The sequence below is a fragment of the Amycolatopsis sp. NPDC026612 genome (assembly GCF_040638285.1).
Classification (GTDB): domain Bacteria; phylum Actinomycetota; class Actinomycetes; order Mycobacteriales; family Pseudonocardiaceae; genus Amycolatopsis.
This window is the reverse complement of the sequence record NZ_JBEZYB010000134.1, coordinates 1-14,271: the sequence shown is the minus strand read 5'-3', so window position 1 is coordinate 14,271 and position 14,271 is coordinate 1. Positions and strand designations below refer to the sequence as shown.

The window sequence follows — 14,271 nt, the reverse complement described above, 5'->3', positions numbered from 1 at the left end:
CGCCGAACTATCCGACATCGACACCTTCATCACCGACGACGGCATCGACAAACACGTAGCCCGAGACCTGGCCGGAGCCGGGCCGCGCATGGTCACGGCTTGAGCGCGGCTCCCGGGGCGGCTCAGACCACGACCACGCGCGGCCCGGCCGCGGTGATCGCGCCGACGCGCTCGGGGTCGGCCCCGTCGTCGGTGATCAGGATGTCGACCTCGGCCAGCGAGCCGAAACTGGCCAGGCGATCCTGGTCGAGCTTGGTGTGGTCGGCCAGCAGCACTGTCCGCTGCGCGGCCACCATCGCCGCACGCTTCACCATCGCCACCGCCCCGTCCCGGACGGTCATCCCGTGCCGCACGGACACGCCGTCGGCGCCGAGGAAAGCGACGTCGATCCGGGCGCCGGCCAGTGTGCGCAACGCCCAGCTGTCCACCAGGGCCAGCGAGTGGCCGCGGACCCGGCCGCCGATCAGCATCAGGTCGAGGTCCGGCCGGTCGCTCAGCGCCGCGGCCACGGCCAGCGACTGCGTGACGACGGTCAGGTCGCGACCGGTCGGCAGCAGTCCGGCCAGCCGCGCCACGGTGCTCCCGGCGTCGAGCAGGATCGAGCCGCCGTCGGGCACCTCGCCGACCGCGGCCCTGGCGATCCGCTCCTTCTCCGCGTGCATCCGGCACCTCCCGGGGGCCGTGGACGGGGCTCCCGCGGCCGGCTGCACCGGCACGGCGGGGACGGCGCCGTCCGGCACTCGCCGCAGGGTGCCCTGGTGCTCCAGCGCGGCCAGGTCGGACCGGACGGCCTCGGGGCTGAAACCGTGCTGCTCGGCGAACTCGAGGACGGTGAGCCCACCGTACTCGCGCACCCAATGGGCGATCGTCCGACGACGTTGTTCTCCGTCCACGCTCACCACCCCGTTGTTGCTGAGACCTGCGTGATCGTAAGTCAAAAATTCATCCTGGCAACCTGCTCGGGCGCATTCGGCGGCACACGTGCACTCGCGTACCGATCCGGTGGGTCCGACGGGCCATCGCGATCCGGACTGGGAGAAGACCTACACCTTCCCGGCGCATAATCCCGGTACGGCTCGACGCGACCACGAACAGAGGGGAATCACTTGACATGCATGTTCTGTTCGTCACCGTGCCCGCGCAGGGACACCTCCGCCCGACCCTGCCGCTAGCCCGCGAACTGCGCGACCGCGACCACCGGGTCACCTACGCCGCCCACGACAAGTTCCGCGCGGACGTCGAGGCGGCCGGCGCCGCGCTGCTGCCGATCCCGGTGGCGCTGCCGCCGCGCTCGGCCACGCCCAGCGCCCGGCACACGGTGGCGACCGCGGAAGCGCTGCTGGCGATGACCAAGGTCAGCGGACGGCTGCTGAACGAACTCTTCGAGAACGACCGCCCGGACGTGCTGTGCTACGACTCGCAGGCGGTGTCGGCGACCATGGTGGCCGAACGGTTCCACGTGCCCTGCGTCGCGCTGAACCCGACGTACGCCAGCAACAGCCACTTCTCGCTTGACGAACTGCTGGCCGGGGGCACGGACATGTCCGACCCCCGTGCCGTCGAAATCTTCACCGAGATCTTCCAGAGCCAGCTGCGCACAGCGGCCGAGTTCGGCCTGACTCCCCCGCACCAGCGGGAGAACTGCGCTCCGCTCAACCTGGTCTTCCTGCCGCGCTCGTTCCAGCCCGCCGCGGACACCTTCGACGAGCGGTTCCAGTTCGTCGGCCCGGCACTGGGTGGCTGGGCAGACGACACCGCCTGGCGGAAAACCGGCGACCGGCCGCTGCTGTTCATCTCGATGGGCAGCTTCCTGGCCGACACGACCGCCTTCTTCCGGCAGTGCTTCGAGGCCTTCGGCGGCACCGGCTGGCAGGTCGCGATGGCCATCGGCGAGCACGTGGACCCGGCGGACCTGGGCCCGGCGCCGGCCAACACCGAGGTGCGGCCGTACTTCCCGCAGCTGTCCGTGCTGCGGCGCGCCGAAGCCTTCGTCTCCCACGCCGGGATGAACTCGGTGCTGGAATCGCTGAGCGCCGGTGTGCCGCTGGTGACCGTGCCGCAACAGCGCGAGGAACTGCTCACCGCGCGCACGGTGGCCGACCAGGGTCTCGGCCTCCTGCTGGAGCCGGAAACGCTGACCCCCCAAGGGCTGCGGGACGCGGTGGACACGGTGCACACGAGCGAGCGGATCCGGGCGAACGTGGCCGCCGTGCGGGAGGAGCTCCGGCTCGCCGTGCCGGCCGCGACGCGGTCGGCCGATCTGATCGAGCACCACCTGGCCACTCTCACCCAGCCGGCGTGACAACGGCTCTGTTCGGGGTTTCGGGCGCGGCCGGCGTTCAGGCCGCGCCCGAAACTGGACCGCTTGATCGATTCGACCGATTTCTCCCTACGGGGAACCGAAATCCCGCCACCCGGGGAACGCGGACCGGAAGTCCGCGCCGTTGTCGGTCCGGATCCTTTCGACCTGGAACGGCAGCGAGGACACCCAGTCCGGGGTTCGAAGGACGGCCAGGCGCCGGTTCGCGCGCCTGACCAGTTCCTTCTCCCGCCACGTGCTCAACCTCGGACCGCCTTGATCAGGAGCACAGACTGTCGACAACCTCTGTCGGTTTCAGAGCTGGGCGGCGGGCAGCTTCCAGTAGCGTTCGGCCGGCTCGCCGCCCGCGAGTGACTCCGCGTACATCGTGAGGTACTTCGGCAGTTCGGTGTTCCCGCCGAGGAGGATGGGCGCTTGGGAGGCGTAGCAGCCGATGCCCTGCAGTTTGCGGTCCCACTGCCCGCCGGTCAGCCGGAAGATCCGCGGTGCGGTGCGAGACTCGTCGAAGGGCTCGAGGAGCTCTCTCGGGAAGATCACGTACGGCGCGTCCTCATACCACCAGACCGTGTCGGGGTCGCGGTCGAGCAGCCGCGCTGCGGCACGGGTGATCCGGTGGTCGATGTGGTTGCCGATGGCCAAGGGGGCCAGGAGCAGCTCGGCGTCGCGCACGGCGGGCTCGGCGGCCATGACGGCCGCCAGCTCGCCGATCAGCTCGGCCTCGGACTCCAGGGCGGCCCGGGAGATCTCCGTGTCCCGCGGGTACCGGGGGTTGCCCGCGCCGTCCTTGCGGTACAACGCATCCGGCACCCCCAGCCGGACGGGCGTGGCGCCGACCACGTCCATCGCCCGGTCGTCCTCCGCCTCCCGGCGGGCGATGGCGTCGGCGTCGGCGAGGCCGCACGCCCGGTGGAACTTCCGGGCCTCGGCCGACAGCGGGGGTTCGGGCGCACCGGAGAAGACGGTGACGACCGTGCCCGGCGTACCCGCCTCGGCGCCGGCCGCGAGCAGGCCGCCGCACGACAGCACGCCGTCGTCGTAGTGCGCCGACAGCACGGTGGGCGTTCGCCCGGCCAGCGCTTCGGCACCCTGGTGTTCACCCATGGCCACCACCTCTCGTCCGGGCCGCCCGGGGTTCACCAGGCGACGGGAAGCGCGCTGATGGACGCCGCGAGCCGGTCGGTGCCGTCGTCGCCGTCCGCACGGTTGAGCCTCTCCAGCGTGGTGGTCAGGGTCAGGCCGGGGAACTTCTCCAGCAGCGCGGTGAACACCGCGTTGAGTTCCAGCCGGGCCAGCGGCGCCCCGACGCAGTGCCAGGCACCGTGGGCGAAGGTGAGGTGCTGATTGGGTTTGCGGCCGAAGTCGATCCGGTCCGGGTCGGCGAACGACCGCTCGTCGAAGTTGGCGATGGCGAAGTCCGGCAGCACCAGGTCCCCGGCCCGGATGGTGACACCACAGATCTCGATGTCCTCGTGCGCGTAGTGCGGCTGTGCCCCGCCACCGAAGTTGGCCGTGCGCAGCAGTTCCTCCACCGCACCGGCCATCGCCGACGGGTCGGCGCGTACCTCGGTCAGCAAGTCGGGCCGGGTCAGCAGCCGGGCGACGCCGTTGCCGATGTGCGTGGCCACGCTTTCGTGCCCGGCGAACAGCAGCATGCAGACGATGTTGGTGACGTCGGAGTCCTTCAGGCCGGCCTGGCAGATCCCGGAAATCACGTCGTCGGCGGGGTTCTCCCGCTTGCGCGCGGCCAGCCCCATCAGATACCGGATGAACTCGGCCTGGCCGGCGTTGGCGTGTTCGCCGATCTCGTGCACGTGGTCGAGCAGCTCGCCCAGCAGGTCGCGCTCGTCCTCGGGTACACCCATCAGCTCGCACAGCACCTTCAGCGAAACCGGCAGAGAGAACGCGGTCTGGAGGTCAACGGGCGGGGTGAGCGCGGCCAGGTCGTCCACCATGCCGCGCACGATGCCCTCGACCCTCGGTTTGAGCGACTGCATCTTCTTGTGGGAGAAGTGCGGGATCAGCAGGGCGCGGAACGCGGCGTGCAGCTCGTGCTCGTCCCGGCCGGCCGCGACGCCGGCGATCATCGAGAAGATCGGGTTGTCGGCCAGCTGCGCGGCTTCGGCCGGGTTCGGGTGCGTGCGGCCGATCCGCTTGTCCAGCATCAGCTCCTTGATCTCCGGGTAGCCGACCACCAGCCAGCCTTCGTCGCCCGTGTCGGTGCGCACCCGCCAGATCGGCCGCTCCGCCTGCAACTTGCGCAGGTACGGATTGTCGCCCAGGACGGGCGAGCGCAGCGAAGCGAGCGTCGGCAGCTCTTCGGATGTCGTCATGGCCGGTTCCTCCCGGAGGTTCGTGCGGGGCGCACCCGGTGCCGAGTGTCATCGGCGTCCCGCCGGTAAATCCCTAGACCTCCCGGCGCCGCGGGGAAATCGTTCCTCTAGGACCTTCCCTACCGGCCGCTCCGTAGGGTCCGTCGGTATGGCGCGCACCGCGGAACCGACCGGCCGGCACGAAGCCGGGCGCTGGAAGTCGTCACCGGTGCTGCTGGCGTTGCTCCGCGACCGGCTGCGCCCCTACCGCGGGCGCATCCTGGTCCAGGCGGTCCTCCAGTTCGCGCAGACCGTGGGCATGCTGCTGCTGCCGACGCTGAACGCGGCCATCGTGGACCAGGGCATCCTCGCCGGCGACACGGCGGCGATCCTGCGGCTGGGCGGCATCATGATCGCGGTGTCGGTGGCCCAGCTGGCCACCGCGGTCGTCGCGGAGCTGATGGCCGCGCACACCGCCGCCAACGTCGGCCGGGACCTGCGTTCCCTCATCTTCCGCAAGGTGCAGCGGTTCTCCCCCTACCAGGTGGCGCGGTTCGGCACGCCGTCGCTGACCAACCGCACGGTCAACGACGTGCAGCAGCTGCAGACGCTGGTGATCTCCACGCTCACCTCGCTGCTGACCGCGCCCATCATCTGCGTCACCAGCCTCGTCATGGCGGTGCGGCAGGATCCGCCGCTGTCCGTGCTGACCGTGCTGACGATCCCGGTCACCGCGCTGGTGGTGCTGGTGCTGCTGGCCAGGCTCAGCCCGCTGTACGAGCGCATCCAGGCCTCGCTCGACAAGCTCAACCGGATCCTGCGCGAGCAGATCGCCGGGGTGCGGGTGATCCGCGCCTTCGTGCGCGACGATCACGAGAAGCAGCGTTTCGCCCGGGCCAACCGGGGAATGTTCACCGCGTCGGTGCGCGCCGGGCGGCTTGGTGCCACCCTTTTCCCGGTCGTGGTGCTGATCAGCAACGTCTTCTCCGTCGCGCTGGTGTGGTTCGGCGGCCGCCGGATCGCCGACGGCGGGATGCCGGTCGGCGCGCTCAGCGCGTTCCTCGGCTACCAGGTGCAGATGCTGACGGCGCTGGTCATCGCGTTGTACGTCTGCCTGACCGTGCCGCGGGCGCGGGTGTCGGCGCGGCGCGTCCACGAGGTGCTGACCACCGAGCCCGAGCTGACCGCGCCCGCGCGGCCGGCCACGCCCACCAGCCGCCGCGGCCGGCTGGAACTGCGCGGGGTCGAGTACCGCTACCCCGGCGCCCCGGAGGCGTTCCTGTCCGGCGTCAGCCTTTCGGCATCGCCCGGCCACACCACGGCACTGGTCGGCAGCACCGGCAGCGGCAAGACCACGCTGCTGAACCTGGTGCTGCGGCTGACCGACGTGACCGCCGGCTCGGTGACGATCGACGGGGTGGACGTCCGGCAGTTCGCCCCCGCCCGGCTGGCCGAGACGGTCGGCCTGGTGCCGCAGACTCCGTACCTGTTCACCGGCACGGTGGCCGACAACCTGCGCTACGGCAACCCGGACGCGACCGACGCGCAGCTGTGGCACGCGCTGGAAACCGCGCAGGCCGCCGATTTCGTGCGGAAGATGCCGGGCCGGCTGGCCGCGCCGATCGGGCAGGGCGGCAGCACCGTCTCCGGCGGCCAGCGGCAGCGGCTGGCGATCGCCCGCGCGTTGCTGCGGCGCCCGGCGATCTACCTGTTCGACGACTGCTTCTCCGCGCTGGACTACACCACCCGGGCCCGGCTGCGCGAGGCTCTCGCGGTCGAGACGGCCGGCTCGACCGTGCTGACCGTGGCTCAGGAGGTGAGCCTGGTCGAAGACGCGGACACTGTCGTGGTGCTGGACCAAGGCCGGGTGGCCGGCTGCGGCACGCACGCGCAGCTGCTGCGGGACAACGACATCTACCGGGAGATCGCCGGCTCCCAGCAGCGCGGCGAGCAGCTGAAGCAGGAGGCGGTGTGAGCGACGCCGAAGCACCGCGCACCACGGGGACGACCCGACGGTTGTTCGGGCTGCTGAAGCCCTACCGCGGCCAGGCGGCCCTGGTACTCACCGTCGGGACCGTGTCGATCCTGATGAACGTGTTCGGGCCGTTGCTGCTGGGCAAAGCGACCAACCTGATCTTCGGCGGCCTGATCAGCGCCCAGCAGCCGGCCGGGCTGAGCCGGGACGAGGCGGTGGCCCGGCTGCACGCCGAAGGCAAGGACGCGCTGGCCACCGGGCTCGGTTCGGCCGACGTCGTGCCGGGCCACGGGATCGACTTCCGGAAGGTCGGGCTGCTGCTGGCGGCGGTGGCGGTGCTCTACCTCGCGGGCACGGTGTTCTCCCTGACGCAGGAACGGCTGGCCGTCGCCGTGGTGCAGAAAGTGGTGCTGCGGCTGCGCGAGGACGTCATGGCCAAGCTGTCCCGGCTGCCCCTGCGCTACTTCGACGACCGCGCACGCGGCGAGCTGCTCAGCCGGGTCACCAACGACATCGACAACATCCAGAACACCTTGCAGCGCACGCTGAGCAAGCTGGTCACCGCCACCATGTCCGCGCTCGGCTCACTCATCCTGATGTTCGTCATCTCGCCGCTGCTGGCCTGCGTGCTGCTGGTGGTGCTGCCGATGGCCGGTGTGGTCGCGGCCCGGATCGGCAAGAAGGCCCAGCCCCAGTTCGTCGAGCAGTGGACCGCCACCGGCGCGCTGAACGCGCACATCGAGGAGATGTACAGCGGGCACGCCCTGATCACCGTGTTCGGCAGGCAGGAGCAGGCCGCCCGCACCTTCGACGAGCACAACGAGGCCGTCTGCAAGGCCACCGGCAAGGCCAACGCCCTCTCCGGCGTCATCGAGCCGAGCACCAACCTGGTCACCGACATGGTGTACATCCTGGTGGCGGTGGTCGGTGCGGTACGGGTCGCCGCCGGGGCGCTGTCCCTCGGTGACGTGCAGGCTTTCATCCAGTACACGGCCTACTTCGGCGGGCAGGCCGCGCAGATCGGCAGCATCACCGGCGACCTGCAGTCCGGCGTCGCCTCGGCGAAACGGGTGTTCGAGCTGCTGGACGCCGAAGAGCTGATCGTCGCCGACAGCCCGGTGCGCCCGCCGGCCCGGGTGCGCGGCCGGATCGACTTCGAGAACGTGAGCTTCCGGTACCAGCGGGAGACACCGCTGATCGACGACCTGTCGTTCAGCGTCCTGCCCGGCCAGACGGTGGCGATCGTCGGGCCGACCGGGGCGGGCAAGACGACCCTGGCCAACCTGCTGATGCGGTTCTACGAGCCCGACGGCGGCCGGATCCTGCTGGACGGGGTGGACATCACCACGATGGCCCGCGAGGACGTGCGCCGGCAGACCGGGCTGGTGCTGCAGGACACGTGGCTGTTCGACGGCACCATCGCGGAGAACATCACGTACGGCAAGCCGGGCGCGACCCCGGCGGACGTCCGCCGGGCGGCCGAGGCCACCCGCGTCGACCACCTGGTGAGCACCCTGCCGGACGGCTACGAGACGGTGCTCGGCGAGACCGGCGGGATCAGCGCGGGCGAACGCCAGCTGATCGCGATCACCCGGGCGTTCCTGGCCGACCCGCCGATCCTGATCCTCGACGAGGCGACCAGCTCCGTGGACACCCGCAGCGAAGTGCTGATCCAGAAAGCGATGCAGTCGCTGCGCGAGAACCGCACGAGTTTCGTGATCGCCCACCGCCTCTCCACCATCCGCGAGGCGGACCTGATCCTCGTGCTGGAGGCCGGCCGCATCGTCGAGCGCGGCACCCACCGGGAGCTGATGACCCGCGAGGGGGCGTACGCCCGGCTCCACGCCGCCCAGTTCGCCGGCCCGGTCGCGGCTTCCTGACCGCCGCCCGCGGCCCCGCATCGGCGAGCAACCGGCCGAGGCGATCGTGACCGCGCCGGCCGAGCAGACCAGCCGGACAACGCCGCCCTCACCTGCCTCGCCCGACGCCGCCGCGACGTCATCTACGCCATGCTTCGCACACCGGCACCCACTACCCCCGCTGCGGCTTGACAACCACTGTGAGACTGCGCGGACGGCAGGCCACCACCGACACGCGCTCCCTCGCTTGTCGCAAGCCGTGAACGGCAACCCTTCCCCGCATCGGTCACCTCGGCTGTACGCGTCTGGACCCGCCTGACGCCGGGAACGGCTCGTTCCCGCCTCAGGCGGGTCGTCAACCGCCGAGTTGCTGGTCCAGCAGGGAGAACAGCTCGTCGTCGGACGCCGTGTCGTAGTCGAGGGCTTCGGCTTCGTCCGGCTGCCGGCCGGACCAGCGGGACTTGAGCACGTCCAGCCGGCCGGCGACCTTCTGGTGCAGGACCTCGTCGGCGGTCAGACCGGCCAGCAGCTCCTGCAGCCGGTCCAGTTCGGCCAGCACCGCTTCCGCACTGCCCTCTTCGGCCGGGGCCAGCAGGCCGAGCAGGTAGCCGGCCAGCTCGGCCGGGGTGGGCCGGTCGAACACCAGCGACGCCGGCAGCTTCAGGTCGGCCGCGGCGCTCAGCCGGTTGCGGAACTCGACCGCGGTCAGCGAGTCGAAGCCGAGGTCGCGGAACTGCCGGTCCGGCTCGATGCCGTCCGGGTCGGGGTGGCTGAGCACGAGCGCGGCCTGGCCGCGGACCAGCTCGAGCACGATCTCGTGCCGTTGCTCGGCGGTCTTGCCCGCCAGTGCGTCCCGCAACCCGACGGCCGGTTCCAGGGCCGCCGTGGCGGCCCGCCGCACCGGCGCGCCTGCCAGCCCGCGCAACAGCGGCGGGATCACGCCCTTGGCGCGGATCCCCGGCAGGTCGAGCGACACCGGCAGCAGCACCGGCTCGGGCCGGGCCAGTGCCGCGTCGAACAACGCGACGCCCTGCTCGGCCGTCAGGGGGATGGCGCCGGAGCGGCGGATCCGGTCCAGCCCGGCCGTGTCCAGGGTGCCCGTCATGCCGCCCGCCGGCTCCCACGGGCCCCACGCCAGCGCGGTGGCCGGCAGCCCGGCCCCGTGCCGGTGCGCGGCCAGCGCGTCGAGGTAGGCGTTCGCCGCGGCGTAGTTGCCCTGGCCGGCGCCACCGAACACCCCGGCGATCGAGGAGAACAGCACGAACGCCGTCAGCTCCCGGTCCCGGGTGAGTTCGTGCAGGTGCCGGGCGGCGTCCGCTTTGACGCGCAGCACGGTGTCCAGGCGCTCGGGGGTGAGCGTGTCGATGGTGCCGTCGTCCAGCACGCCGGCGGCGTGCAGCACCGCCGTGACCGGGTGCTCGGCCAGCACCGCGGCCAGCGCTTCGCGGTCGGCGACGTCACAGGCCAGCACGGTCGGCTCGGCGCCGGCCTCGGCGAGTTCGGCCACCAGGCCGGCCGCGCCCTCGGCGTCCGGGCCGCGGCGGCTGAGCAGCAGCAGCTTGCGGACGCCGTGTTCGGTGACCAGGTGCCGGGCCAGGATGCCGCCGAGCCCGCCGGTGCCGCCGGTGATCAGGACGGTGCCGGCCGGGTCCCACGGGGAACCGGCGGCCGCGGGGGTGTCCGCGCGGGCCAGCCGGGCAGCCCGGAGCTCCCCGTCGCGGAGGGCCAGCTGTGGCTCCTCGGTCGCGAGGGCGTCGGCCAGGGTGGCCGGTGCCGGGCCGTCCAGGTCGAGCAGGCGCAACCGGCCGGGGTGCTCGGACTGGGCGGTGCGGACCAGTCCCCAGGACGCGGCCGCGGCCGGGTCGCCCCCGATGACGGCGTGCCGGGTGACCAGGACGAGGCGGGCCCCGTCGAGCCGGTCCAGCGCCAGCCAGTCCTGCACCAGGGAGAGGGTGGCCGCGGTCCGCTCGTGCACGGCGGCCGGGTCATCGGTGACGGCGGTGGCCAGGACCAGGTCCGGGAGTGCCGTCTCGTCGGCGGCCAGCGCAGCCAGATCGGGGTGGGTGGTGACCGGAACCCCTTGTCCGGTCAGCGTTTCCGCCAGTCCGAGGGGGTCGGCACCGAGCACGGCGACCGATCCGGGCGCGGCGGTGCCGGCGGGCACGGACGGCCACTCGAGCCGGAACAGAGCGTCACGCGGAGTGGAGCCCGAGCCGGCCAGTGCTTCGGCGGCGAGCGCCCGGACGCGCAGGGCCCGGATGTCGGCGACCGGGCCGCCGGCCGGGTCGGCCAGGGCGAGGGACATCGTCCCGTCCTGCTCCTCACGGGTGAGGCGGACGCGGAGAGCGCCGGCCCCGGCGGCGTGCAGCCGCACTCCCTCCCAGGAAAACGGCAGCCGGGCGACCTCGTCCGCGCCGGTGAGCATCGAGGCGTGCAGGGCGGCGTCCAGCAGCGCCGGGTGCAGGCCGTAGTCCGCGGCCCGCAGGTCGGCACCGGTCTCGTGCGGCGCGACCTCGGCGAACACCTCGCCGTCGCGCCGCCAGACGCGGCGCAGGTTCCGGAAGGCGGGTCCGTAGCCGAAACCGGCCTCGGCGAAGGCCGGGTAGCAATCCTCGGCCGGCACCTCCACCGCTCCCGGCGGCGGCCACTCCCCGGCGGCAAAACCGGGGCCGGGCCACGGTTCGCCGGGCACCAGGGTGCCGGTCGCGTGCTCGGTCCAGGGAGCGTCGCCGGTGTCCGGGCGGGCGTGCACGGTGACGGTGCGGCGGCCGGCCTCGCCGGCCGGGCCGGCCCGCAGCTGCAGCTGGACCGCCCCGGGCTCGGGCAGCACCAGCGGCGCGCCCAGGACCAGCTCCTCCACCTCGGCGCAACCGCAGTCCTGCCCGGCGCGCAGTGCCAGCTCGACGAACGCGGTGCCGGGCACCAGGATCCGGCCGAACACGGCGTGGTCGGCGAGCCACGGGTGGGTGCGGACGGACAGCCTGCCGGTGAACAGCACCCCGTCGTCCTCGGCGAAGCGGGCGGCCGCGCCCAGCAGCGGGTGCCCGGCGGCGCCGAGGCCGGCGGCGGTGACGTCGCCGCGGCGGCCGGCCACCGGCGGCCAGTAGTGCTCGCGCTGGAAGGCATAGGTGGGCAGCTCGGCCGGGCGGGCGCCGGCGAACAACGCCGGCCAGTCCACGGTGGCCCCGGCCTGGTGCAGGCCGGCCAGCGCGGTGAGCGCGGCGGTGACCTCGTCCTGACCGGCGCGCTGCACCGGCAGCACCAGGGCGGCCCGCCCGTCGAGGCACTCGGTGGCCGGCGCGGCGAGCGCGGCGTCCGGGCCGATCTCCAGGAAGATCCCGGCCCCGGCGTCGCGCAGTGCGGCGACCGAGCCGGCGAACCGCACCGGCTTGCGCACGTGGTCGACCCAGTAGCCGGGCTCGCGCATCCGGGCCGTGTCGGTCAGCGCACCGGTTTCGTTGCAGACCAGGGGAACGCTCGGTTCGGCGATGGCGATCCCGGCGATCTCGGCGGCGAAGGCGGCCAGCATCGGCTCCATCAACGCGGAGTGGAAGGCGTGCGACACCGCCAGCCGCTTGGTCTTGCGGCCCCGCTCGGCCAGCCGGCCGGCGACGGCCAGCACGGCCTCTTCGGACCCGGCCAGCACGACGGTGCCGGGCGCGTTGTACGCGGCGATGTCGACTCGCCCGGACAGCAGCGGGGTGACCTCGTCCTCGGTCGCCCGGACCGAGACCATGGCTCCCCCGGCGGGCAGCGCCTGCATCAGCCGGGCCCGGGCGGCCACCAGCCGGCAAGCGTCGGGCAGGGTGAACATCCCGGCCACGTGCGCGGCGGCGATCTCGCCGATGGAGTGCCCGGCCAGGTAGTGCGGGGCGATCCCCCAGGACACGACCAGCCGGTAGAGCGCGACTTCCACCGCGAACAGCGCGGGCTGGGTCCAGCCGGTCCGGTCGAGCAGGTCCGCGTCCCCGCCCCAGACGACCTCGGTGAGCCGGCCGTCGAGGTGCCGGTCGAGTTCGGCCACGACCTCGTCGAAGGCCGCGGCGAAGACCGGGAAGCGGGTGTGCAGCTCGCGGCCCATGCCCAGGCGCTGCGCGCCCTGGCCGGAGAACAGGAACGCCGTGCGGCCGTCCGCGGTCCCGGAGCGCACCACGGCGGCGTCGGGTTCGCCCGCGGCCAGCGCGCCCAGCGCGCGGACGGCTTCGGCTCGGTCGGCGGCCAGCACGGTGGCGCGGTGCCGGAACACCGAACGGGTGGTGGCCAGCGCCAGGCCGACCCCGGCCAGTCCGGGTTCGGCGGTGCGCAGGTGTGTGCGCAGGCGGGCGGCCTGCGCACGCAGGGCGGTCTCGGACTTGGCCGAGAGCACCAGCGGCACGAGCCCGGGCTCCGCCAATCCCGGCCGGTCGGCGACGGGAGCGGGCGCTTCCAGGATGACGTGCGCGTTGGTGCCGCTGATCCCGAAAGCGGAGACCGCCGCCCGGCGCGGCCGGCCGGTCTCGGGCCAGGGAACCGGTTCCCGCACGAGGTCGACCGCGCCGCCGGCCCAGTCGACCTGGCTGGAGGGCTCGGCGACGTGCAGGGTGCGGGGGACCACGCCGTGCTGCATCGCGGACACCACCTTGATCACTCCGGCGACCCCCGCGGCCGCCTGGGCGTGCCCGATGTTGGACTTGATCGACCCCAGCAGCAGCGGGGTCTCCCGGTCCTCGCCGTAGGTCGCCAGCAGGGCCTGCGCCTCGATCGGATCCCCCAGCGTCGTGCCGGTGCCGTGCCCCTCGACGACGTCGACGTCCGATGTGGACAGACCGGCCGAAGCGAGCGACTGGCGGATCACCCGCTGCTGCGAAGGACCGTTCGGTGCGGTGAGCCCGTTGGACGCCCCGTCGGAGTTGACCGCGGAGCCGCGCAGCACGGCCAGTACCGGGTGCCCGTTGCGCTCGGCGTCGGAGCGGCGCTCCAGTACCAGCATGCCGACACCTTCGGCCCAGCCGACGCCGTCCGCGCCCTCGGCGAAGGACTTGCAGCGGCCGTCCGGGGCGAGGCCGCCCTGGCGGGAGAATTCGACGAACGTGCTCGGCCGGGACATCACCGTCGCCCCGCCCGCCAGTGCCAGCGAGCACTCGCCGGCGCGCAGGGCCTGCGCGGCCCAGTGCAGGGCCACCAGCGAGGAGGAACAGGCGGTGTCCACGGTGACCGCCGGGCCCTCCAGGCCGAAGACGTAGGCCACGCGGCCGGAGGCGACGCTGGCCGCGCTGCCGTTGCCGCGGAAGCCCTCGAACTCGGTCCCGTCCAGCAGACCGGCGTAGTCGCTGTACATGATGCCGGTGAACACACCGGTCCGGCTGCCGCGTAGCCCGGCCGGGTCCACGCCGGCCCGTTCCAGCGCCTCCCAGGACACCTCCAGCAGCAGCCGCTGCTGGGCGTCGGTGGCGAGTGCCTCGCGGCGGCTCATGCCGAAGAACTCCGCGTCGAACTCCGCGGCCTGGTGCAGGAAGCCGCCGGAGCGGGTGTAGGACGTGCCGGCGTGCTCGCGGTCGGGGTGGTAGAGCGCGTCGAGGTCCCAGCCGCGGTCGGTCGGGAAGCCGGTGATCGCGTCGGTCTCCTCGGCCACCAGCCGCCACAGGTCCTCGGGCGAGCCGACCCCGCCGGGGTAGCGGCAGCCCATGCCGACGATCACGATCGGGTCGTCGGCGTCGGTGCTGCGCACGGATTCCACGCCCACGGCGGCCGCGCGGCCCCCCGCGCCGCCGGGCACCCCGAGGCGCACATGCGGCCACCACACAGCCGAGAAACAGAAAAAAGAGATTT

General features: G+C 72.9%; 7 protein-coding genes. 3 read left to right on the top strand and 4 right to left on the bottom strand.

Going from position 1 to position 14,271, the window contains the following annotated elements:
• Positions 1-122: 122 nt before the first annotated feature.
• Positions 123-893, bottom strand: a complete 771-nt coding sequence (locus tag AB0F15_RS43460; RefSeq protein WP_360283512.1) for a DeoR/GlpR family DNA-binding transcription regulator — start codon at positions 891-893, stop codon at positions 123-125.
• Between the two features lie 218 nt (positions 894-1,111).
• On the opposite strand from AB0F15_RS43460, the gene AB0F15_RS43455 reads away from it, so the two are divergent.
• Complete coding sequence (locus AB0F15_RS43455; protein ID WP_360283510.1) at positions 1,112-2,302, top strand: macrolide family glycosyltransferase; 1,191 nt, start codon at positions 1,112-1,114, stop codon at positions 2,300-2,302.
• 312 nt (positions 2,303-2,614) lie between these two features.
• Here the strand turns inward: AB0F15_RS43455 and AB0F15_RS43450 are convergent, their stop codons facing one another.
• Positions 2,615-3,421 (bottom strand): PIG-L family deacetylase, encoded by an 807-nt coding sequence (locus AB0F15_RS43450; protein ID WP_360283508.1) that lies wholly within the window; start codon positions 3,419-3,421, stop codon positions 2,615-2,617.
• Between the two features lie 32 nt (positions 3,422-3,453).
• On the bottom strand, positions 3,454-4,650 hold the full coding sequence (locus AB0F15_RS43445; RefSeq protein ID WP_360283506.1) for a cytochrome P450: 1,197 nt from the start codon (positions 4,648-4,650) through the stop codon (positions 3,454-3,456).
• Positions 4,651-4,798: 148 nt separating this feature from the next.
• Here AB0F15_RS43445 and AB0F15_RS43440 point away from each other — a divergent pair, with 148 nt between their 5' ends.
• Together AB0F15_RS43440 and AB0F15_RS43435 are read left to right on the top strand one after the other, a co-directional pair.
• Positions 4,799-6,604, top strand: a complete 1,806-nt coding sequence (locus AB0F15_RS43440) for an ABC transporter ATP-binding protein (RefSeq protein ID WP_360283504.1) — start codon at positions 4,799-4,801, stop codon at positions 6,602-6,604.
• The gene (locus AB0F15_RS43435) at positions 6,601-8,484 is read left to right on the top strand and encodes an ABC transporter ATP-binding protein (RefSeq protein ID WP_360283502.1); all 1,884 of its coding nucleotides are present in this window, start codon (positions 6,601-6,603) and stop codon (positions 8,482-8,484) included. Before AB0F15_RS43440 ends, AB0F15_RS43435 begins: the two co-directional genes overlap by 4 nt.
• Positions 8,485-8,818: 334 nt before the next feature.
• Here the strand turns inward: AB0F15_RS43435 and AB0F15_RS43430 are convergent, their stop codons facing one another.
• The gene (locus AB0F15_RS43430; RefSeq protein WP_360283500.1) at positions 8,819-14,230 is read right to left on the bottom strand and encodes an SDR family NAD(P)-dependent oxidoreductase; all 5,412 of its coding nucleotides are present in this window, start codon (positions 14,228-14,230) and stop codon (positions 8,819-8,821) included.
• Positions 14,231-14,271: the final 41 nt, after the last annotated feature.

Coding starts and splice junctions, on each gene's coding strand:
- AB0F15_RS43455 (WP_360283510.1), top strand. CDS start 1,112: ATGCATGTTCTGTTCGTCACCGTGCCCGCGCAGGGACACCTCCGCCCG.
- AB0F15_RS43450 (WP_360283508.1), bottom strand. CDS start 3,421: ATGGGTGAACACCAGGGTGCCGAAGCGCTGGCCGGGCGAACGCCCACC.
- AB0F15_RS43445 (WP_360283506.1), bottom strand. CDS start 4,650: ATGACGACATCCGAAGAGCTGCCGACGCTCGCTTCGCTGCGCTCGCCC.
- AB0F15_RS43440 (WP_360283504.1), top strand. CDS start 4,799: ATGGCGCGCACCGCGGAACCGACCGGCCGGCACGAAGCCGGGCGCTGG.